Consider the following 21,825-nt stretch of genomic DNA (forward strand, 5'->3'; position numbering starts at 1 on the left):
GTTAGGACGCTCACCTCTTGGTCGGGTCATCGCAGGGACGTGAACCATAGGGCGTTGCCGACGGGGCGAAGCGAAGGCCACGACCCAGGGCCGCCGGGAGCACCGAACCGTGGGCTTCGCCCGGCTCCCCCCATCTTCTCACGCGGCATGCACCTATGGAGTCGACGGGACGGCCTATTGTTTGGCGTCGGGAAACTGGAACGCCTCCATCTCGGTCCTCAGTCCCTTGACCAACTCCGGAAGATCGGCCGCTCTATCGTGCCGCTCTGCGACGTCCTCCTCGACATTGTAGAGGGCGAAATTCTTGCGGCCCGCGTCGGCGAGCAGCTTCCAGGGGCCCTTGCGCATCGACTGTGTCCAGGGGCCTTCCTGGGCATAGTCGAACTGCCAGTAGAAGGGCCGGGGGCGATCGACGGCCTTGCCTTCGAGCAGAAGCGGCAGGATGTTGACGCCGTCGAGGATCCGGTCCGCAGGCGGGGCGGCCCCCGCCAGGGCACAGAGCGTGGGCAGCAGATCGACGAAACCGGCGGGCTCGGCGCTCTCCGCGCCGGCCTTGATGTGGCCGGGCCAGCGGAGGATCGCCGGCTCGCGATAGCCTCCCTCGTACATCGAGAGCTTGTGGCCCCGGAGCGGGCCCGAGGAGCCGTGGGAATGGATCGCCCTGGGATAGCCGAGCAGCTTCTGCGGGCCGTTGTCGCTGGTGAATATCACGAGCGTCCGGTCCCTAAGATCGCGGGCGTCGAGCTCCGCCAGCAAGCGGCCGATCTCGGCATCGATCAGCGTGATGCTGCCGTAGTAGTCGCGTTTCGTGGGGTCGTCGATATCCGCATACATCGACGTATACTCCTCGGGCGCGGCAACCTGCTCGTGCGGGGCGTGGAATGTGACGAAGATGGCGAAGGGCTTGCTCGAAGCCTCGGCGATGAACCCGATCGCCTCGTCCACGGTGACCGTGCTCGCCGCGCCCCGAAGCGGACCGACTCGCTTGCCGTTGCGTACGAAGTTGCCCGGGTTGAGGTGCGGCGCGTTGTTCTGGGTGGCGAACCAGTGGTCGAAGCCGAACTCGCCCGGGGTCGGCTCGGAGCCGTTGAATCGGCTGTTCAGGTGCCACTTGCCCGAGAGGCACGTCCTATAGCCGGCCTCCCTGAGCCGTTGCGGGATCGTGACCTCGGAGCGGGGCAGGAAGACGCCCGAGTCCTCCTTAATCCAGTCGCGGATGCCGACGCGGTACGGCGTCCGCCCGGTGAACAGGGCCGCCCGTGACGGAGAGCAGATCGGCGCCCCGGAATAGAACGAGGTGAGGCGGATCCCATCGGCCGCCAGCCGATCGAGCGTCGGGGTCTTGATCCGGGGATGCCCGTAGCAGCCGAGGTCGCCGTAGCCGAGGTCATCGCCCACGAACACGACGATGTTCGGGCGGTCGGCCGCGTCGGGGGCCAGAGCGACGATGGCCAGGAGGATCGCGGTGAGCATTCTCTGGGGCCTCGAGGGGATGACGGGATGTCGCGCAATCCGGTCAGTAAGAGTCGGCCGAGAGCACCTCGCCCTGCGCCCGCGAGCCCAAGGCCCAGAGCGTCGGCAGTGAGATGCTGTCCTTGAGGAATCGGACCGAGCCATCGGCCATGGCGACGTTGCAGCCGCCGGGGTGGTAGCTGCTCAGGCCATACATGCCGCCGCTATTATAAGAATTCGTGAACGCGCAATTGGGGGTCTTGGGATTGGGCCCGATGACGACATTGCCGAGGGTCAGCATGGGGAGGCCCACCGCCCAGAACTGCCCCAGCGTCGGCGTGCGGGGGGCGCGGGTGCCGGCCCGGCAGGTCGATTGCCAGCTCTGGAACTTGGCGAGGTTGTTCTGCGACATCACCATGTCCGGCGTGTTCGCCACCAGCGGGGCGCTCGCCGCATACTGGATGTCCTGCGGCAGCGTCACGGTCGCGAGGTTGCCCCCGCCGGGCTTCCACTCGCCGACGGCGATCGTGTTCGACAGGCCGTCGGTCACCCCGGCGAACTTCACCGGCGCCGCCTTGATCTTGCCGCTGAAGTAGAACGGGCCGTTGGGCGGGCCGCCGGCGTTGGAGGCGTCGTATTCCAGGCTCGACCCCATCGAGCCGAAGTAGCTGTTGCCCGTCGCCTGGGCTCCGGTGTACGGCCCGGCGGCGAGGCCCGTGCCGGTGTAAGCCGGCGCGATCGCCGACGGGCAGAGGAAGGCGTTCAGGCGGGAGAGGCTCACCGTCGAGTTGACGTATTCCCCGTACGCGTCGTTGAGCACCGGCAGGCTGAAGTTCACGGCATTGTACATCGGCTGCTGCTCCAGGAAGGCGAGCAGGCGGATGTGGATGCTGAAATCGCCGTTGCTGATGACCTTCGCGTTGCTGGGGGAATAGACCTGCTGATCGCCCGGCGGGAGGCAGTCGTGAGTGCTGACGTAATTATGGACCGCCAGCCCCATCTGCTTGAGGTTGTTGACGCACTGGACCCGGCGTGCCGCCTCGCGCGCCGCCTGCACGGCGGGAAGGAGCAGCGCGATGAGCACGGCGATGATCGCGATCACCACCAGCAGCTCGATGAGCGTGAATCCTCGGCCGGGACGACGAATGCGGAAGATCATGAGGACCTCCTGGGAATGGAGCTCAAGACAAGGCCGCCGACTTTGGACGCTTTCCGCCCTTGTGGAATGGGACCACGCCAGCGTCCCTGGCGCGAGCCGAGCCCATCTCGCCCCGGGACGATGGATTGAGCAGCATCCAGACACGGACCGCGATAAGCGGGCCACATGATCGGCGCCAACCTTCGGCGATCGAGGCCTCAAGCCGCCGAAGCGAGGAGCTTTGGTGGGGGGATACCAAAGAGACTACGCCCTCACGCCGAGGCCCAGGAGCCGACCTGACGCTCGCGATCACCGGTGATGGCCGATCGCGACCTGCAGGATCGTGCACGAAGACTGCGAGATCGCAGGCCAGACGAAGCGCCGCAGGACCCACCGGACGCGCGGCCGCAAGGCACCAGATATCTAGTGGACCGAATGCGGAGATGCTATCAAGAAAGCAACGAGGACGGAAGATTGAACGTACCAGAGAAGAATAAGATTTTCAGAAGCAGTTGTTGGCGTGAGAGATGTCGCGCAGCCAACTGTTCCTCGGCCCGGAGCGGGATTATGTCTTTCGCGAAGCAATCGACCCCCGGCCGGGCAGCCTGAGACGAGGACGCCCGTTGATCGTAAGGGTATTGTCCCATCGAACGATTTGGACGTCGAATAGGCACCGAGGCCGAATGGAATGATCATTCGCCTGAGACAAGCGTAAAACCTTCACAGGATTCACGAAAGGCGACCGAGGCTTTGGGCCGGTCGAGGAGCGGTGCTTGACGGGGATGCTCCCGGGATCGCCATGCCGAGCCAGCCGAGAGCCCGATCCGGGGGGCTGTGGAGACGGGCCGCATTGGCTTTAGCCGTGCTCGCGCCGGTGTTCGTGCTCTTCCATGAGAGGCGGTCGGCGCTGAATGTCGCGTAACTCCCTCTCGTCGGCACGCGGGGAAGGCCGGACGGCTCGGGCGGGATGGGGACGTCCGGGTTGACCCGCCGTGCCCTTTGGTCGGAGATGCCGGGGAGGAGCTTCAGGACGCCGATCTCGATGATGCGGTCGACCTTGGTGTCGGCCGATGCTCTTGGGGTCGAAGACGGCCTGCGGGCGTTCGAGGATGATGCTCTTGAGCACGGTCCCTCCCGAGTGGCTTTGCCCTCTTGAGGGGTTTCGGCAAGTGGCCGGGGCTCTCCTCCACGTCTTCCACCGGCAAGCGAAGATTTTGACGTCTTAAGGCGCACGGTCATCGTCGCCCTAACCCCAATGCCCTTAAGTTAAGACAATCCGTCCAGTACTCGCTCCTTCACCCACTTGATCAAGCCTTTGTTTTTGACTGTGCGAACCGCTCTCGAACAGTGCCCAGACCTTAACTTAAGGGCATTGGCCCTAACCCGGCGAGTGGCCCAGAGCCCATGAGGGGTTGGAGCAACGCCATGCGACGCGTTGCTGCAACATTTCGGCAACGCCATGCAACGCTTCGGCAACGTCGTATCGGGTTAGTCCGGAGACACACACTCTCCCCCGGAAGTCGGGAATCCAGGCCATCTCCTCCGAGCTTGTATGGCTACCCGTACGCTACCGTAACGTTACATCGCCGGGGCTCGATCGGCGCAACTCCGGGCATGGTCCGTGGCGTACGTCCGAGCGGCTTGAATTGCTAACTCGGCTGTCGCCCGTCTCATAGGCCCGCTGTCCAGGCTGGTCGGAATTGATCCGAGTTCGCAGCTTCCTGGGACGAGAGCGCCTCGGACGATCCATCGAGTTGCGACCTACTGGGCCGCTCAAATCGCGAGTTCTCGCGTCGCATTATTTCGATTGTTGCCACATGCGGAAGCACTTCGGTTAAACTGGCCAACTCGAACGCCAAGACCTTGCGAACGGACAACTCGAGCGGCAGGCGAAGACATCAGCCATGACGAATGTCACCGAGTCCCGGCCCGAAGCAGATCCCTCCGTAGCCACGGTCATGGCCTGGCGTCAGGTACTCTTCTCGGCCATCGAAGACGCGACACTGACGTTCTTGCCCGAGTGTGGCGTCACCTTGCAGGAATCTTGTGACAAGGGCGAATCCCGGACGAATTCGGGAGGGCCCACGCCTGAGCATCGTAGGATACCCTCCACGTTCCTCATGACGGCGTAACGGACGTCAGGTTCCCGCCCCGCCGATCGCGGGCGAGGAACCCGTTGTTCTCGGCGGCGCGGTCGATCGATTAAGGAGACGGCGATGGACGGGCCCGAGGACGCGGCGAACGACTTCGTTTCGACGGGCATTGCGGGGCTCGACCACATCCTCCGCGGCGGATTCCTCCGCAAGGGCTTCTACCTGGTGCAGGGGGATCCGGGCTCGGGCAAGACGACGCTGGCCCTCCAATACCTCATGTCGTGCAGCCGGGCCGGCGAGCGGGGCCTCTACATCACTCTGACCGAGACCGTGAGCGATTTGCGCCTCGCCTGCCGCTCGCACGGCTGGTCCCTGGACGCGATCGAAGTCAGCGACCTGACACGTTCCGACTTCAACATGGTCGGCGAGGGCCAGTATGTCATCTTCCACCCTTCCGAGGTCGAGCTCGGCGAGACGACCCGCCAGATCATGGCCGAGGTAGAACGCACGAATCCCATGCACGTCGTCTTCGACGGGCTCTCGGAGCTCAGGACCCTGGCCGCCGACTCGCTCCGTTATCGCCGTCAGCTGCTCTCGCTCAAACACTACTTCGAGGAGCAAGGCATCACGGTCCTGCTCCTGGACGACCGCACCAACCCCCTCGGTCACATCCAGCCCGAGAGCCTCGTCGGGGGCAACATCGTCCTGGAGAAGCATCTGCCCGGCTACGGCGGGGCGAGGCGACGTCTGAACGTCACGAAGGTGCGAGGGGCAAATTTCCAGGACGGCTACCACGACTACGAGATCGTACGGGGTGGCGTCGTGGTCCACCCCCGGCTCGTGGCGGCGGAGCATCACGACGCTTTCGACCTGGATGTCTTCTCGAGCGGCGTCGAGAACCTCGACCTGATGACTCACGGCGGGCTCCAGGCCGGAACGACGACACTGCTCCTCGGGCCCGCGGGGGCCGGGAAATCGACCGTGGCCATGCAGTATGTCGCCACGGCCCTATCGAGGGGCCGCAAGGCCGCCGTCTTCACGTTCGACGAGGTCATTGAGACGCTCTTCTCCCGCTCCGAGAAACTCTGCCTCGAGGAGATTCGCCAGTATCTCAAGGACGGGCGACTCCACGCCCAGCAGGTGGACCCTGCCGAACTCTCCCCCGGCGGGTTCGCCGACAAGGTGACCCGCGTCGTCGAGGGCGGGGCCAGGATCATCGTCATCGACAGCCTGAATGGCTACCTCTCGGCCATGCCCGAGGAGCGGTTCCTCACGACGCACCTCCACGAGCTCTTCTCCTACTTGAATCAGCAGGGGATCGTGACCATCGTCGTCGTGGCCCAGCACGGGCTGTTGATGGCGAACTCGCAGGAGCTCGACGTGAGCTACCTCGCGGACATGGTGCTCCTGCTCCGCTACTTCGAGGTCTCGGCCCAGATACGGCAGGCCATCAGCGTTTTCAAGAAGCGGACCGGGTCGCACGAGAGGACCCTTCGCGAACTCCTCATCACCGACTCGGGCGTCCAGGTCGGGAATCCCCTGGAAGGGTTCCGCGGAATCTTGACCGGGGTGCCCCAGTACGACGGCGGGACGCTGCCCCTCCGCGATGAGGGTAAGGCCGATGCATGACCACCGCGGCGTCGATGAGGCTGCCGACCGGGTGCTCATGCTGGCCCCGACGGCCCGGGACGCCGAGATGGCCCGGGGCATCCTGGGCGAGTCGGGCTTCACGCCCTACGTCCTCCGGGCGCACGACGACCTAACCCGAGCCATCGAGGAGGGTGCCGGGGTCGTCATCCTGATGGAGGAGTACTTCGCCACGGAGGAATCCGATCGGCTCCTGGAGGTGCTCGGCCGCCAGCCCGCTTGGTCGAGCCTCCCGATCATCGTGCTCACGTCGGGAAAGGGCCACCTCTCCAGGGCCGAGGCGGTCCTCAAGACCCTGGCGAACGTGGTCCTGCTGGACCGCCCCACCCGCATCGTGCCTCTGCTCAGCGCGATCCGGGCGGCCCTCGCCGCGAGGCGACGACAGTACGAGCTCCGCGACAGCATCGAGGAGATGAAGAGGACGGCCGAGGAGCGGGACCGCCTCTATCGGGAAGCCAACGCGGCCAGGGCCGAGGCCGAGGCGGCCGACGGCAGGAAGAACGAATTCCTGGCGATGCTCGCCCACGAGCTCAGGAATCCGCTCTCGGCCGTCAACAACGCCGTGACCCTGGCCGCGCGGAGCGGGCTCCATGAGCACGTCGAATGGTCGAGGGACGTCATCACGAGGCAGATGCGGCACCTCACCCGGCTGATCGACGACCTCATGGACGTCTCCCGCATCAATCGGGGGAAGATCGAGCTCCGCAGGGAGCTGCTCGACCTGACCGGGATCCTCGACAGTGCCCTGATGACGGTGAGGCCCCTCATCGAGGAGCGGGAGCACAGGCTCGAGGTCGACATGGACCGCGGGAGGCTCTGGGCCGACGCGGACCCGACTCGCCTGGAGCAGGTGGTGGTCAACCTCCTGAACAACGCCGCCAAGTACAGCGAGAAAGGCGGGCACATCCGCGTCTCGGCCGCGAACGACGGGGGCGGGGTCGTCATCGCCATAGCCGACCGGGGCGTCGGCATCCCCCCGGAGAAGCTGCCGCAGATGTTCGAGCTCTTCGCCCAGGGCGACCGCTCGCTCGCCCGCTCCGAGGGGGGCCTGGGCATCGGGCTGACCGTCGTCAAGCAGCTGGTGGAGTTGCACGGGGGGACTATCGAGGCCACGAGCGAGGTCGGCAATGGGAGCGAGTTCACCATCCGGCTCCCGCATGTGGCGGTGCCCCCTGCTGAGCCCTCGTCGAACGATTTGGGTGTGATCGCAGGGCATGGCAGGAGGGTGCTCATCGTCGACGACAACGCCGATGTCGCAGGCCTGATGGGAGAGATCCTCACGATGATGGGCTTCGCCGTGGATATCGTGCACGACGGTCGGGCTTCCATCGGTAAGGCCCGCGAGCGTCGCCCCGAAGTGGTGCTCCTGGATATCGGATTGCCCGGCATGGACGGGTTCGAGGTGGCCCGCCAGCTCAGGCTGGAGGAGTGGTGCCGGGACACGGTCATCGTCGGGATTTCGGGCTACGGCGACTCGGCGGCCAGGGAGCAAGGCCGCGAGGCGGGTTTCAATCACCACCTGGTGAAGCCCGTCGACATCGGGCTGCTCCTCCCGCTCCTCGGCTGATCGGCGCCAGCCCGGCGAGCCGTGTCCACGCTCCGGTCCAGTGGGAGTCCTTGCACCCGACCTCTCGACACGCTCCCCGGCCCCGGCGGTCTCATGCGAATCCCATGCTCGGGGGATTTGATCGGGGCTTCGGCACGGAGTCAACGAGTCGGCACCTTGACGACGCGATGGTCGACGAGGGGCCGGGCCTGCGCGAGAGGGCCTGGGGCGGTTGCAAGGCCCTCTATTCCACGAGGCATTTCCGCAGGATATTCGAGAAATTGATCGGCTTCCGCAGGATCGAATCCGGCTTCAGCTCTCGCAGGCGATCGAGCCGCTCGCGATCCGCCATACCGGTCATCACCACCACCCGCGATGGGAGTCGCGACGACCGCACCTGGCGGAGCACCTCTTCGCCGTCGCCATCGCTCAGCATCAGGTCCAGGAGGATGGTCGCCGGCGCGGGCTCCAGCTGTGCCAGCGCCTCCTTGAGCGTCGCCGCCGCCCGGACCGGCCAGCCGTGCCCGCGAAACAGCGCCACGAGCGTGCGCCGGGTCAGGTCATGGTCTTCGACCACCAGGACGGAGTTGGGCATGTCATCGATTCGTTCAAGGGCCAAAATGTGCCAATGAGCCGTGTGGTCACTTTAAAGGGGGAGAAAGCCCCCTTCAAGACGACGCACCCGCCGTGTCGCGGGGCGTTTCCGGGTCACCAGCCTCAAAGTAACCATAGGCCAGATCGCCGCAACGACGAGTAAACGTGCACAAATTTAGAATCGCCTGCCCGTCACTCGGCCTGCCGTGCCCCGCCCGTCCTTTGGACACGGTCTCGAAGGCAGCGTTGACGACGTTCGTCTTGCCCTTCGTCACCGCGGGGCGCCGGCGAGGTAGACGGCGAGTGTGACCTGGTCGTGTGCCATGGGGTTTGCCTTGCCCTCGTCCTGGCGGAAGGCCTGGGGGCGCAGGATCCGCCATCCTGCGCGACGGCTATAACCTCCCAAGGAACGAGGTCATACGAGAGGTACCCGAGGTCATTGCTGGGCCTCGCCCCCCAATATGTGGGATATTCCCACATTTAGAATCGCTCGACTTCGCATCGAGATCACCTTCCCGGAATTCGACCTATGTTTAAAAAGCACGATCCCGTGAAGTAATATAACGATCAGGTGCTCCAAGGCGTGAGCCCGCAGGATCGTCCAAGAACCTGTGTACAGCCTCTTCGCGATGAGGCGATAAGGTCAACGGCGGAGCATGAGACATCCAACCTCGAGTCCGGCCCCAAAAACATCGTCGGATCCCCCGCCGAGGGCGATGCAGGCCCGGCGGCTTCGCTTCCTCGACCCGCAGGTCGAGGCCGCCTTCCGGGCCGACTACTTCGCCGGGGTCATCGCCGCGGTGCGGATCAATATCCTCTTCGGCGGCGTATTGATGGCCGTCGGGATCCTGATCGATCGGGTCCTGATCCCGCAGGCCCTCTGGTTCACCGTGCCGATCCGGTTGGGCGTGGCCTGCCCCGCGATGCTGGGGATCGCCCTGCTCTCGCTCTCCCGCCGGTTCGAGCGGATCATGGGCCCGGCGCTCGCGGCCGCCGACCTCCTCTGCGGGCTCGTGGTCGTCGCCATCATCGTCGCCGCCGGCTCCGACGGGCACCGCTATTATTACGCCGGCATCATCCTGGCGACGATCGGCTGCTGCGCCAGCCCCGGGCTCCGGTTCCGGGCGGCGTCCGCGGTCTCGCTCGCCACCCTCCTCGCCTACGAGGCGACGCTCTGGTCGGTCGCGCCGCCCCGGGTGATCCTGAACAATACGATGTTCGTGGTGACCGCCGAAATCCTGGCGCTGAACATCTCCTACACCCTGGAGTGCCAGCACCGGTCCGACTTCCTGCAACGCCTGGTGATCCGCGAGCAGTCCGAGACGCTCGGCGCGATGCTCTCCGAGGCCGAGCGGGCCGCGAGCACCGACTCGCTGACCGGGCTGCCCAATCGCTCACTGCTCCTCCAGAACATCGAGCGGGCCATCGCCTCGGCCCACGCCGGCGGGGGGACCTTCGCCCTCATGCTGCTGGACCTGGACCGCTTCAAGGAGATCAACGACACGTTCGGCCACCACTTCGGCGACGCCGTCCTGCAGCGGCTACGCCCCACCTTGCTGGCCGCCGTCCGCGACTCGGATACCGTCGCTCGCCTCGGCGGCGATGAGTTCGGCATCCTCCTGCCGGCCTCCGACCGGATGCGCGCCGCCGCGGTGTCGGAGCGGATCCTGTCCGCGCTGAGGCGGCCGTTCCTCGTCGACGGGCAGCCGCTCGACGTCGACATCAGCATCGGGATCGTCGCCTACCCCGAGCACGGGCGGGACACGGCGACGCTCCTGAAGCGGGCGGATATGGCGATGTACGCGGCCAAGCGTGCGCGGGCCGGATGGGTCTCCTATACTGCAGATGCTGCCCAATACACCACGCGCCACCTGGCCCTGGCCGGCGAGTTGCGCCAGGGGATCGATCGCGAACAGCTCGTCCTGCACTACCAGCCTAAGATCAACCTCAGGACGATGCGAGTCGGGGGCGTCGAGGCGCTGGTCCGTTGGCTGCATCCCCGGGAGGGGCTGATCCCGCCCGGGGATTTCATCCCGCTGGCCGAGCATACCGGGCTGATCAAGCCGCTGGGCTCATGGACCCTGCGCGAGGCGCTGCGCCAGTGCCGTGCCTGGCACGCGGCGGGGCTGGACCTGAATGTCGCGGTGAATCTGGCCCCGGAGAACCTGCAGGACGCGCCTTTGCTCGAGTCGATCCTCGATTCTCTGGCGAGCCCGGACGCCCTGCCCCGGTGGCTGACGGTGGAAGTGACCGAGAGCGCCATGATGGCGGATCCGGCCCGCATCAAGGCGTCGTTGACGCGACTGCACGACCTGGGGATGCGGGTCTCTATCGACGATTTCGGGACCGGCTACTCGTCGCTGGCCTATCTGAGGGACATGCCGGTCGACGAGGTGAAGGTGGATCGTTCATTCGTCAGGGACCTGAGGGTCGACGGCCCCAACGCGTGCATCGTGCGCGCGGTGATCGACCTCGGGCATAACCTGGGGCTCCGCGTCGTGGCCGAAGGCGTGGAGGACGAGGCGACGCTGGCCCTCCTCGCCTCCTGGGGCTGCGACATGGCCCAGGGCTATTATTTCAGCCGGCCGCTCCCACCGGCCGGGCTCCAGGAATGGATATACGCCCATCCGACTTCCTACGGCGCGGCGGCATGCGACGCTCGCTCATGATTGCGCTGACTCCCGATGGCCTGGGTCGTCGGCGAGACGGGTAAATTCCTCGGGCCAGGCCGCCCCTGCCTCGACGATCTGGTCCGAGGTCTCTCCCCGCTGTGCCCGGGCGGTCAGGGTCTCCGCTGCCACACCTCGAGCATGCCCCGCGGCCGCCTTCCAGAGGCCTCGAGCACGGCGAGCAGGATGGCATCACCATGTCCCGAGATCCAGCAGCCTCATCTCGGCCACATCCGCCGAGGCCGCCCGCCCCAGAGACTTCCGTGCACGAGCCTACTTCTTGCCCCCCGTCCGTTCGACCAGGCTGGCGACGACGGCGACCAACTCCGCCGGGTCCACGGGCTTGGCGACGTGCGTCTGGAAGCCCGCCATCAGGGCACGCCGGCGGTCCTCGGCCCGGGCGAATGCCGTCAGGGCCACGGCGGGCAGCTTCTTCGCCGTATACCGCGCCCGGACGCTACGGATCAGGTCCAGGCCGTCCTGGGCCGGCATGCCGATGTCGCTGACGAGGATGTCCGGCGGCCCCGCCTCCAGGAGCCCGACGGCCCGCTCGGCCGAGTCCGCATCGATCACCTCGGCCCCGCATTCCTCCAGGACCCGGCGGATGAGGTGCCGCGCGTCCGCCTCGTCGTCGACGACGAGGACCCTGATCCCCTCCAGGGGCACGTCGGAGCAGTCGAACTCGTCGGGGTCGTGCTCACGGGGGCCCGCCCTCCGCGAGGATTTCGGCTCGTCGAGGACCATGAGCGGCAGGCAGACGACGAAGGTCGACCCGTGCCCCTCGCCGGGGCTCTTGACCCGCACGGTGCCCCCGTGGAGCTCGACCAGGTTCTTGACGATCGCCAGCCCCAGGCCCAGCCCCCCGTGGCGCCGGGTCGAGCTGGAATCGGCCTGGCGGAACCGCTCGAAGACGTGCGGGAGGAATTCGGGCCGGATGCCGATGCCCGTGTCGATGACGGAGACCTCCAGGTGGGAGTTGACCCGCTCGAGGAGCACCTGCACGCGGCCCCCCTTGGGGGTAAACTTCACGGCGTTCGTCATCAGGTTCCAGATGACCTGCTGAAGCCGCACGGGGTCGCCCGAGACGGGCCCGGCGTGGGAATCGAGGAGCTTCGTGAGACGCACGCCCTTCGCCTCGGCGGCGGGGCCCGCTGAGGCGATGGCGGCTTCGATGATCTCCGCGAGGTTCACCCGCTGCACATCGAGCCTCATGTTGCCCGAGACGATGCGGGAGATGTCCAGCAGGTCCTCGATGATCTGGGCCTGGGCCTTGGCGTTGCGGTCGATGACGGCGATGCCCTCCCTGATCTCCTCGGGCGAGGGCGTGCCCATGCCCAGGATCTTCACCCATCCGACGATGGCGTTGAGGGGAGACCTCAGCTCGTGCGAGAGGATCGCGAGGAACTCGTCCTTCATCCGGTTGGCGGCCTCGGAGCTGGCCTTCGCCGATTCGGCGTCGGCCAGGAGCCGCTCCCGCTCCTCGCGGTGTCGCTTCTCGGCGGTGATGTCGCGGCCGATCTTCGAGGCCCCGACGATCGTCCCCGAGGCGTCGCGGATCGGCGAGACGGTGAGCGAGACGTCGATGATCGCGCCGTCCGTGCGACGCCGCCTCGTCTGATAGTGGTTGACCTGCTCCCCGGCGCGGATGCGATTCAGGATCTTCTGCGTGTCCTCCATGTGATCGGGGGGCATGAGGATGGAGATGTGCTCGCCGACGATTTCCTGGGCGGTGTAGCCGAGGATGCGCTCGGCCCCGCGGTTCCAGCTCGTCACGATCCCATCCAGGGTCTTGGACGCGATGATGTCGTCGGACGATTCGACGATGGCCGCCAGCCTGGCGTTGAGCTCGTGCTTCTCCCGGGCCAGCTCCTCGGCCGACCTCAGCCCGGTGACGTCGCGGACGTTCCAGATGAGGGCCCGGACGGCCGGTTTGTCCAGGCGATTCGTGACCCGGCCCTGGACGAAGCGCCAGGACCCGTCCTCGTGCCGCAGCCGGGCCTCGAACGCCCGCGAGGCCCCCGGACGCTGCACGGCCTCGCCGAGCCGCACGCGGAAGGGGCCGTCGTCCTCCGGGTGCAGGCGTTCGGCCCATCGGACGCCGATCAGGTCGGAGTCCTTCACCCCCAGGACGCGCTCGATGGCCGGCGAGGCATATTCGATGGCCCCCTCGGCGTCGGTCAGTGCGACGACGTCGAAGGCGTGCTCGAGCAGGGCCAGCAGCCGGGCGTCGTGGGGGGGCGTCTCGGGGTCGGGGTCTCTCTCTCGTGTCGTCATTCTTGGCATCTTCCGTCGCGCGATGGGCCGATGAGTTGAATCAGGTGATCGTCCATCGATCGCCGACTTCGGCAACGGCGCCGGGGGCAACGATGCCCGCCTCGATATCAATCCGCCCCTCGCGCCGCGGCCAGCAGATCCTCGAGCTGCTCGCGGCGATAGAGCCGGTATCCGTTGATGGGGTGGCGGGAGGGCTTGAGCTTGTCCGCCCTGTCCCAGTTGCGGAGCGTGTCCGGCGAGACGCCGAGGAATGAGGCGGCCGCCTTGACGGTGAGATAGTCGCCGAGGCGTCCGGTCGAGGGCTGGGTCATGGCTGGAAACCTTGGGAGGGGTTGGGAAGGCTTCATCACCGTAGCGATTCCCCCGGGGGGAGTCAACGGTGCCTCATATGCGACGCTCGACGCGGCCGTCCGCGACCACGGCCGGGTTGTCGGGTTCATCCGCCCCGAAGGAACCATCCCCTGTCGCAGGCGCCGGCCTCCCTTAGATAGCCGACGGAGTGCGTGGCCTCGGCCATCATGAATGGCAGCGACGACCGGGGATGCGGTTCGGGCGATGGTCGAATGGGGCCAAACACGCGCATGTGCGCCGGGGTGTGTCCTCGGCCATGCACGTGCTCTATTTCGCTCGGGCCATCCTCATTCGGCGGCGACTGCCTCCTTGATCTCCCACCCGAACGCCCGAACGAAGTAGGCTCGGAGCTATAACCGAAAGTTGACGGGCCGGCAAAAAGTCCGGCAACCGCTCGCGACGGCGCTATGATACCGAATCCTGTGGATCACTGACCATTAAGGGCGGCGGCCCACCGGAACCCGACCGCCCCGCGTACGACCTCGGGGTGGTCGATGAGCCAGCGGCAGCGCTCCATCAGCGTCCCCTGCAGGGTGTCCAGGTCGCCGAACGCCTGGTTCGCCACCGCCTCGCGCAACAGGGGCCATAGCGGCTCCGCCGGCTGCAGCTCCGGCGTGTAGGCCGGCAGCCGGTGCAGCACCACGTTCGCAGGGACCACCAGCCGCTTCGCCACGTGCCAGCCCGCGTTGTCCACCAGCACGGCCAGGACCTTCTCGCCCGAGGGGTCCGCCCGGCGGGCGAACTCCTCCAGGGCCAAACCCATCCAGTCCGCGTTCGCCGACGGCAGCAGCAACTCGAGGTTGCGGCCGCTGGCCGGGTGCACGAAGCCGTAGGCGTAGAGCCACTCGTACCTCGTCCGGCCCGGGGCGTCCGGCCGTCGCCCGATCGTCGACCAGACCCGACGGGAGATCGGCTTCAGGCCCGGCCTGGCCTCATCCTCGGCCCGGAGCTCGACGACCTTATCGGGGTGGTCCCGCCGCAGGCCCTCGAGCCGGTCTCCCAGTGCGTCTTTTCCACGCCCGCCGACGGGCGGGCGTGGCGGCCTCCGTGTGGCTCGGTCGCGGGACCTGCAGCGACATGCCCAGGCCGCGCAGTCAGGCCCAGCCGGTCTGCTTGCAGACGACGACCCCCCAACGCTGGCGGACGTAGGCGGCGACCTTGGGCCCGCTCCAGAGGCCGCCGTCGGGCGGCGCATGCTGAAGGGCATCCCAGAGGTCGATCTGCTGGTCGTCGGTGAGCTTGGGCCGGCCTCCGTTGGTCCGGGCGCGGCGATCCGCCAGGCCATCCGGCCCGTCGGCATTCCAGCGCTTGAGGACCTTCCGGACCCAGCCGGGCGAGAGGCCGACGACGCCTGCGACGTGCTTCGGCGTGGTGGAGTCGGGCCCGGTCAGGAGCCAGAGGACCTGCCAGTGGGTCTTCTCCAGGCCCGATCGGCAGGCGCGATAGCGGAGGGAGATCTCGTCGTGTGTCAGGTGAGGGGCGATGGGCAGACGTGTCCGGGCCATGGTGATACCCTCCAATCGTGGATCACCCCTCTATTTATAACGTTTCTGATCCGGAAGATTCCGTATAAGGGTTGCTACGCGGCCAGATCATCCCGCTCGTGGGGGGTGCGAAGCGGTCGTAACTACCCTTGCCGGACTGATTCCGTAAGTGCGAAATCGTGCCGACCGAGCACATTTACGTGGTTGAGCAGCAGCGGTGAGAGCCGTTCGATATCCTCCGGACTCACCGATATGCTGGAATCGCGGGCCTGAGCCGGGGCGGCGTCGAGATAGCGGGTGTTCCACAGTACCACCGCATTGACCACCAAGCCCAGCGCCCCGAGTTGGTCCTCCTGCCCTTCGCGGTAGCGCCGCGCATCCTCACCCAGACGTTCGATGGCTCAGTCAGCCACGAGCGGCACGAGGGCGCGGAGCTTGCGGTCGCGCAGATACAGACCGAGCCACGCGACGACGCCGACGATGGCCGGCACGAAGAACATCCCGTCTTTGGCGTGGACGTGGGTCGCCACGGCGCCGCCCAGGTAGGCGAGCATGAGGAGTCCGCCGAGGTAGCGAGTCTTCGGGACAAGGTAGAGGACGAACATCGTCAGTTCGATGACCCCGAGCGGCATGGCGGAGCCGGCGGGATAGGTCTTGGACCACTCCTCGATGAAGCCCTTGGGTTGCGCGATCTTGAAGTAGGCGCTGGGCAGGAACAGCAGGGAGAGCATGCCCGAGAGAACCCAACCGGTCACGCGCTGCCATTTCGGGATCGCATCTGTCACCATCATGATTGCACCTCGTTCCAGGTATCTCGAACGCATCCTCGACCTTCGCCCCGGCGTGCAGACTCGATGTCTTCGGCGACCAGCGTCAGCAGACCCTCCTTGTCGCCTCGGCCGATCGCGAAGAAGTCTATCACGGTCTGGACGTTCTTTTCACTGCTCATAGGCGCCCTCCTCGATGAATCGCTTTGCCGCGGCGAGGCCGATGCCGGTAGCGCCGCCGGCACCGGGGCCGTGTCCATGTTGTTGAAGCCGTCCTCATCGGAGTCGGCGGACGAAGTGGAGATCCACGCCGGACAGCGGGGCGCCGACCTCATGCATCGCACCACCCGCGACGAGCGACCCGAGGTCGATGGCGACCAACCCGGTGCTGTTGATCAGCTCGATCACCAGCTTCTTGGCCTCGGCGTCGTCGCCGGAGGTGAAGATGACGGTGCGGGGCTTGTCCGGCGAGAAGTCCTGGATCCAAGCCATCGGCATGTTGCTGATCGACTTCACGAGCCGTGCGCCGGCCGACATCTCGGCGACCATCTCGCTCGATGTACGCCCCTTCAACGCGGCCCGCGACCTGGTGACCCCGGCCAGGCTGATATCGGGCACGGGGTCCACATGCGCGTTGGTCGCGTCGATCAGGATTCGGCCACGCCAATCGATGCCTTTCAGCGCCTCGGGCACTTTCAACCAGCCGACGGCGAGGATGACGACGTCGCACTCGGCCGCCTGCTCCCTGGTCCCCGCGATGGCGCCCGGGCCAAGATCGGCGACGAAATCGGTCAGAGTCTCCGGCCCCCTGGAATTGGAGACGACGACGGTATGGCCCGCGGTGATCAAGTGGCGGCCGAATGTACGCGTCACGTTGCCGGCACCGACGAACCCCACTTTCATGACCAGCCTCCTGTTCTTGGGTTGGACTTGCGAATGAGCTTGCCTCCGAGAGCCGCCACTCACCTCCTGGTCGCAGGAGGCCGGAACGTCGCTCGGGGCAGAGTGCCGACGTCAACGGACAACGCGAGTCTCGCGATCTCCCTTTACCTCCGATGATCCCCGAGACCGGCACCAAAACGGTTACAGAATCGGGTAAGAATATGAGACTCAGGCTCTTTCCTGTGCCTGAACCAAGTTCAAGACATCGGCTATGGTCGTCTTGGCGATCTCGACCTCGGCCTCGCGGAGCTTGGCGATGACCTGCTCGGGCGTGTGTCGCTGACCCTTCGGCATGGTGCCACCCCCTGGTGAAGCCGGTGGCGATTCTCGCATCGCCGCCGGACTCGGCTAAGGGGGGCAGGTTACATCTGCGAGGCCCGCGCCAGTGCTTGGGTGTCGATATACTCCCGGATGTTCGTCAGTTTGCCGTCTCGAACGGTAATGGCGAAGACCCAATGGTCCTCGAACGCCCTATTCGTGGCCTTGATTCTCCCCGTAGCGAAGCCGACGACCAGGACCCGGTCTCCTTGCGCCACGAATTCGCGAGGTTCTGTCGAGGTCTCCACCGTTTCGGAAACCTTCTGAAGCAAACTCGTCAATCCCGAGTGCCCGCGGTGCGTTCCCGCCAGCGGCCAGTCCTCGCCCGGGATGATCCACTCGATGTCTTCGGCGACCAGCGCCAGTAGACCCTCCTTGTCGCCGCGCCCAATCGCGGCGAAGAAGCCTTTCACCGTCTGGACGTTCTCTTGAATGCTCATCGAAACCTCTCCTTTTCCTCGCATTGGATTCGTGGTGTCGTTGATTCAGCTCAATTCAGCGGCCAGGGAAATAGTGGCCGTTGTCCAAATCGGCGATCAGCCCGGGCTGGGCGGGTTCCCAGCCGAGGGCATGGCGGGTGATGAGGTTGGACGACGGGAGGTTCAGCGTGACCAAATTCGCGAGGAATCCGAAGTATCCCGGCAGCATCAGTACGTCCGCGGGAATGCTCACGGCCGGCAGGCCCAGGCGGCTGCCTATGGCCTCGGCGATCTCGCGGAACCGGATGCCCTCGCCCTCGATCCCGTGCCAATTCTTGCCGGCCGGACCCTTCTCCAGCGCCAATCGGAACAAGGAGGCGAGGTCGCGGCTATGCACGGCCGGCCACAGGTTCTCGCCGTCTCCGGGGTAGCCGATGACGCCCTTCTCTTCCGCGAGCCCGATCAGCAGCGGGAGGAATCCGGCACGATCGGTCGTGCTGTGCGCGATGGGAGGAATTCGCACGATCGAAGACCGCACGCCCCGCTCCGCGAGGCCGACTACGGTGAGCTCCACGATGTTACGGACCCGCAGCGAACCCTTGTACTCACCGCCACCGGGGGGGAGGGCTGAATCCTCCTCGGTGGCCGATCGTCCCGAGGAGTGGGCACCAGGGGCTGGCCAGCCTGGGTTCGTGGGCGAGCCGATGCTCCCCGACACGACCAGCGGCTTCCCGGTTCCGGCCAGCGCCTCGCCGTACGCGAGCATGATCTGGAACTCCGCGGCGGCCACGGCGTCAATCCCGCCGGAGGGGAGCAGGTCTTGCCTGTGCGCGACGTGGATGACGCCGTCGGACTCCGCCGCCGCGGCTTTGAGCCCTTCGAGGTCGGAAAGATCCCCGCGACGCACCTTGGCGCCGAGCGCGGCCACCGCCGCCGCGGACTCGTCGGATCGGGCCAGGCCGGTGACCTCGTGGCCGGCGGCGATGAGCTCGGGGATGATGTACGAGCCGATATGGCCGGTCCCGCCGGTGACGAAAACATGCATTTCATATTCCTCGAGAGTGATGTGAGAAGTAACGCTCCGAACACGCTCAGCCGAGAAGGCTGACGCCGATTGAGAAGTTTGTGTGCTTGATGGAGTGGGCGACGAGGCCCAGCGACAGCAGGCAGACGTGCTCCAGCGCCCGCGCCATGGGCAGCGGCCCGGTATCCATCGGGCGCAGTCCGAGGCTCTCGATGAACGCCGAGACGCGTGCCTTCGCCTCCGCGTCGTCCCCGGCGATGAACACGTCCAACGGGTGGCCTTCGGCGGGACCGGCAGCCAGGACGTGGGAGAACTGGGTGTTGAACGCCTTGACCACATCCGCATCGGCGGGGGCGGCATTGGCGATCTCCTGCGCGCCGAAACCGCCCTCAGGGGTCACGAAGCTCATGTGGTCGGGGGCGACGGGGTTGGTGATGTCGACAAGGAGCTTGCCTGCCAACCCTTCACCGTACTGCTTCACCACGTCGAGGACGGCGGAGTAAGGCACCGCCAGGATGACGATGTCCCCGGCCGGGGCGGCGCCGAACGTTCCCGTCGTTGCGCCGGCTCCGACCTGCTCGGCCAGCGCCCGCGCCTTCGCCGCGTCGCGACTCATCACCTCGATGGTATGTCCGGCCTTGGCTGCAAGGCCGCCGATCGCTGCTGCCATGCCGCCCGATCCGATGATGCTGATGGTGCTCATGTTCGTGCTCCCCACTTCCAGTCGGGTATTTAGATCGTGTCCGATTTAATCGGATATGCTCCAATACTAACCAGCGACTGGTGCGAGTCAAGCACATCCGATATAATCGGGTACGACTCATATTGGCCGCGACGTCGCAAGCTCCGGAGGGATCAGTGACCCGTTCCCCAAAGGCCGAAGCCAAAGGCCCGAAGCTCTCGAAGTTCCTGTGCTTTGCGGTCTATTCGGCCAATCTGGCGTTTGGCCGCGCCTACAAGCCCATCCTGGATGCGGTCGGCCTGACCTATACCCAGTACATCGCGATGGTGGCCCTGTCGGAGCAGGACGGGCAGACCGTGAGCGAGCTCGGCGAGAAGCTGTTCCTGGAATCCAACACGCTGACGCCGATCCTCAAGAAGCTGGAGCAGGCCGGCAATATCAGCCGCACCCGCGATCCCGCCGACGAGCGGCAGGTGAGGGTGAGCCTGACCGCGGCCGGACGGCGCCTGCTCGAGAACGATCTCGGCAGGGCGCTGGTCGAACCCTGCGGCTTGGGTGACGAGTTCTCCGCCGTGCAGAAGAACGTCGTCAGGCTGCGCGACAATCTGCTGCGCAACACCAGCAGCAAGCAGGATGAGACGTGATGCCGCTCCGTAACTCGTATTCCCCCTGGTTTACCACGCCCTACGATGCTCCAAATTATCAATTGGAGCGACGTAGGGCGTAGGGCGTCAGAGCTGGGCCAGGCCGCCGTCGACGGCGACTTCGCTGGCGGTCATGAAACTGCTGTCCGAGGATGCAAGAAAGGCTGCCACGGCCCCGATCTCCGCCGGATCGGCCATGCGCTGTAGCGGAGTCATCGAGGCGTAGACCTTCTGGCCCTCCTCGCCGAGCGCCTCCTTCGCGAGTTCGGTCGCCGTCGCCCCTGGCGACAGAACATTGACGCGGATGCCGGTGCCCTTCAGGTCCTCCGCCCAGGTGCGAGCGAGGTTGCGGACCGCCGCCTTGCTCGCGCTGTAGGCGGTCATACCCGGGGCGCCCGTCGTGCCGGCGCTCGATCCGGTCAGGATGATCGAACCGCCCTGGCCCATCAGCGGCAGAGCCTTCTGGACCGTGAAGATCGTCCCCTTCACGTTGGTATCGAAGGTCTCGTCGATGTGCTCGGCGGTGATCTTGCCGAGCGCAAGCTGGCTTCCCGCCCCGGCATTGGCGAAGACGATGTCGAGGTTCCCGCGCTCGGCCTTCACCGCCGCGTAGAGTCGGTCGAGGTCGACCTCATCCGAGACCGAGCCCTTCACCGCGCGGGCATTGGGACCGAGGTCGGCCAAGGCGGCGTCGAGCGCTTCCTGGCGGCGGCCGAAGATGAAGACGAAGGCTCCCTCCTCGATGAATCGCCTTGCTGCGGCGCGGCCGATGCCGGTGGCGCCGCCCGTGATGACCGCAACCTTGCCTTCGAGCTTTCCCATGACTTTTCACCTTTTGGCGTGACGGACAGCATCCCTGTTCCCATCGGAAGCAGGGCGTCGTAAAATACGGATCACTGGTCCGAATCCCAAATTACGACATCCGGACCACTGGTCCGAATATACGGACCGGTGGTCCATTTGGCAAGGCGCCCCATGCGAGCCGACGCCAGGAAGAATTACAACCGCCTCCTCGCAGTCGCGCGTGACGTAGTCACCGAGCATGGCGGCGATGCGTCCTTGCGAGATATCGCCCGCCGGGCTGGCGTCGGGTTCACCACGCTGCTTCGCCATTTCCCAACGCGAGAAGGCTTGTTCGAGGCGTTGCTGCGTACGGATCTGGACGCCTTGACGCAGAGAGCAGGCGAGCTAGAAACGTCGAATCCGCCTGACGAGGCGCTCGTTTCCTGGTTTCGCGAGATGGTAGCTTTCGTGCAAAGCTATGGCGGAGTTGTCGCCTTGATGGCGAGTGCACATGAGGACCCGGACTCCCCGCTTTACGCAACATGCGCGGCGGTGCACTCGGCGGGCGCGCGGCTACTGCTCCGTGCCCAGACCGAGGGAACGGCGCGAGCCGACATGGATGGCGGCGACCTGTTCGCCTTGGTGTCGGCGCTCGGCTGGCTTGTCGGCCAACCCTCGTTCGCGCCACGGGCGAACCATCTCTCTCACCTGATCACGAGCGCCATCCTGATAAATCGGTCGGGCAGCGATGTCCAGAAGCAACGTGCTGAATCAGATCGGTGATTAGAAGTTCAACGGCACTCGTTTTTAGGAGCACACGCCTCCTTTTGCATCGAAACTTATTATAAGTGTCTATGCAACCGGACGCCCACGTTGGCGTCCGATCTCCCAAGATACTCCGCCGCCGCCCACAGTTGCGGCCTACTGCCGACCCAGGCTCTGCTCGGTCATCGGTCTCGTGTTCGTGTAAGTTCTCGCAGCAAACCGAGCAACGGGTT

The 21,825-nt window shown here is 65.9% G+C and carries 21 protein-coding genes; 5 read left to right on the forward strand and 16 right to left on the reverse strand.

The features are described 5' to 3' along the window. Positions 1-174 precede the first annotated feature (174 nt). Both ACOYYX_RS20615 and ACOYYX_RS20620 read right to left on the reverse strand, forming a co-directional pair. A complete protein-coding gene (locus ACOYYX_RS20615; RefSeq protein WP_422923253.1) occupies positions 175-1,473 on the reverse strand; it encodes a sulfatase family protein in 1,299 nt (432 codons plus the stop codon). Between the two features lie 43 nt (positions 1,474-1,516). Continuing rightward, a complete protein-coding gene (locus ACOYYX_RS20620; RefSeq protein WP_422923255.1) occupies positions 1,517-2,611 on the reverse strand; it encodes a DUF1559 domain-containing protein in 1,095 nt (364 codons plus the stop codon). Positions 2,612-4,806: 2,195 nt separating this feature from the next. On the opposite strand from ACOYYX_RS20620, the gene ACOYYX_RS20625 reads away from it, so the two are divergent. Both ACOYYX_RS20625 and ACOYYX_RS20630 read left to right on the forward strand, forming a co-directional pair. Continuing rightward, positions 4,807-6,312, forward strand: a complete 1,506-nt coding sequence (locus ACOYYX_RS20625) for an ATPase domain-containing protein (protein WP_422923257.1) — start codon at positions 4,807-4,809, stop codon at positions 6,310-6,312. Further along, positions 6,305-7,897, forward strand: coding sequence for a hybrid sensor histidine kinase/response regulator (locus tag ACOYYX_RS20630; RefSeq protein WP_422923259.1), 1,593 nt, complete (start codon positions 6,305-6,307; stop codon positions 7,895-7,897). Before ACOYYX_RS20625 ends, ACOYYX_RS20630 begins: the two co-directional genes overlap by 8 nt. A gap of 223 nt (positions 7,898-8,120) precedes the next feature. Here the strand turns inward: ACOYYX_RS20630 and ACOYYX_RS20635 are convergent, their stop codons facing one another. Next, complete coding sequence (locus ACOYYX_RS20635) at positions 8,121-8,471, reverse strand: response regulator (RefSeq protein ID WP_422923261.1); 351 nt, start codon at positions 8,469-8,471, stop codon at positions 8,121-8,123. Between the two features lie 715 nt (positions 8,472-9,186). On the opposite strand from ACOYYX_RS20635, the gene ACOYYX_RS20640 reads away from it, so the two are divergent. Beyond that, on the forward strand, positions 9,187-11,139 hold the full coding sequence (locus tag ACOYYX_RS20640) for a putative bifunctional diguanylate cyclase/phosphodiesterase (RefSeq protein WP_422923263.1): 1,953 nt from the start codon (positions 9,187-9,189) through the stop codon (positions 11,137-11,139). A 273-nt stretch (positions 11,140-11,412) separates the two neighbouring features. On the opposite strand, the gene ACOYYX_RS20645 is transcribed toward ACOYYX_RS20640, so the two are convergent. The 12 genes from ACOYYX_RS20645 to ACOYYX_RS20700 form a co-directional block, all read right to left on the reverse strand. Beyond that, positions 11,413-13,413 carry a PAS domain S-box protein gene (locus ACOYYX_RS20645; RefSeq protein WP_422923265.1) on the reverse strand — a complete coding sequence of 667 codons (2,001 nt, stop codon included), beginning with the start codon at positions 13,411-13,413 and terminating at the stop codon, positions 11,413-11,415. A 107-nt stretch (positions 13,414-13,520) separates the two neighbouring features. Beyond that, on the reverse strand, positions 13,521-13,724 hold the full coding sequence (locus tag ACOYYX_RS20650; RefSeq protein WP_422923267.1) for a MerR family DNA-binding transcriptional regulator: 204 nt from the start codon (positions 13,722-13,724) through the stop codon (positions 13,521-13,523). A 467-nt stretch (positions 13,725-14,191) separates the two neighbouring features. Further along, the gene (locus ACOYYX_RS20655; protein ID WP_422923269.1) at positions 14,192-14,959 is read right to left on the reverse strand and encodes an IS630 family transposase; all 768 of its coding nucleotides are present in this window, start codon (positions 14,957-14,959) and stop codon (positions 14,192-14,194) included. Beyond that, positions 14,859-15,269 carry a helix-turn-helix domain-containing protein gene (locus ACOYYX_RS20660; protein ID WP_422923271.1) on the reverse strand — a complete coding sequence of 137 codons (411 nt, stop codon included), beginning with the start codon at positions 15,267-15,269 and terminating at the stop codon, positions 14,859-14,861. The genes ACOYYX_RS20655 and ACOYYX_RS20660 overlap by 101 nt, the downstream gene beginning before the upstream one ends. Before the next feature lie 122 nt (positions 15,270-15,391). Then, positions 15,392-15,646, reverse strand: a complete 255-nt coding sequence (locus ACOYYX_RS20665; protein ID WP_422931647.1) for a Tn3 family transposase — start codon at positions 15,644-15,646, stop codon at positions 15,392-15,394. Positions 15,647-15,649: 3 nt separating this feature from the next. Continuing rightward, entirely contained in the window at positions 15,650-16,039 is a 390-nt protein-coding gene (locus ACOYYX_RS20670; protein WP_422923273.1) for a DoxX family protein, read from the reverse strand. Beyond that, positions 16,036-16,197 (reverse strand): hypothetical protein, encoded by a 162-nt coding sequence (locus tag ACOYYX_RS20675; protein WP_422923275.1) that lies wholly within the window; start codon positions 16,195-16,197, stop codon positions 16,036-16,038. Before ACOYYX_RS20675 ends, ACOYYX_RS20670 begins: the two co-directional genes overlap by 4 nt. 94 nt (positions 16,198-16,291) lie before the next feature. After that, positions 16,292-16,918, reverse strand: a complete 627-nt coding sequence (locus tag ACOYYX_RS20680) for an NADPH-dependent F420 reductase (RefSeq protein ID WP_422923277.1) — start codon at positions 16,916-16,918, stop codon at positions 16,292-16,294. A gap of 207 nt (positions 16,919-17,125) precedes the next feature. Further along, positions 17,126-17,251 (reverse strand): hypothetical protein, encoded by a 126-nt coding sequence (locus ACOYYX_RS20685; protein WP_422923279.1) that lies wholly within the window; start codon positions 17,249-17,251, stop codon positions 17,126-17,128. Positions 17,252-17,319: 68 nt separating this feature from the next. After that, positions 17,320-17,715, reverse strand: a complete 396-nt coding sequence (locus ACOYYX_RS20690; RefSeq protein ID WP_422923281.1) for a nuclear transport factor 2 family protein — start codon at positions 17,713-17,715, stop codon at positions 17,320-17,322. A gap of 55 nt (positions 17,716-17,770) precedes the next feature. Then, complete coding sequence (locus ACOYYX_RS20695; RefSeq protein WP_422923282.1) at positions 17,771-18,739, reverse strand: SDR family oxidoreductase; 969 nt, start codon at positions 18,737-18,739, stop codon at positions 17,771-17,773. Between the two features lie 46 nt (positions 18,740-18,785). Further along, a complete protein-coding gene (locus ACOYYX_RS20700) occupies positions 18,786-19,421 on the reverse strand; it encodes an NADPH-dependent F420 reductase (RefSeq protein WP_422923284.1) in 636 nt (211 codons plus the stop codon). 155 nt (positions 19,422-19,576) lie between these two features. On the opposite strand from ACOYYX_RS20700, the gene ACOYYX_RS20705 reads away from it, so the two are divergent. After that, positions 19,577-20,044 carry a MarR family winged helix-turn-helix transcriptional regulator gene (locus ACOYYX_RS20705; protein ID WP_422923286.1) on the forward strand — a complete coding sequence of 156 codons (468 nt, stop codon included), beginning with the start codon at positions 19,577-19,579 and terminating at the stop codon, positions 20,042-20,044. 87 nt (positions 20,045-20,131) lie between these two features. Here the strand turns inward: ACOYYX_RS20705 and ACOYYX_RS20710 are convergent, their stop codons facing one another. Then, positions 20,132-20,866, reverse strand: a complete 735-nt coding sequence (locus ACOYYX_RS20710) for an SDR family NAD(P)-dependent oxidoreductase (RefSeq protein WP_422923288.1) — start codon at positions 20,864-20,866, stop codon at positions 20,132-20,134. A gap of 153 nt (positions 20,867-21,019) precedes the next feature. Between ACOYYX_RS20710 and ACOYYX_RS20715 the strand changes: the two genes are divergently transcribed. Then, entirely contained in the window at positions 21,020-21,610 is a 591-nt protein-coding gene (locus ACOYYX_RS20715) for a TetR/AcrR family transcriptional regulator (protein WP_422923290.1), read from the forward strand. Positions 21,611-21,825: the final 215 nt, after the last annotated feature.

Origin of the sequence: Singulisphaera chitinilytica, from assembly GCF_049331405.1 — a bacterium.
GTDB lineage: Bacteria > Planctomycetota > Planctomycetia > Isosphaerales > Isosphaeraceae > PoT.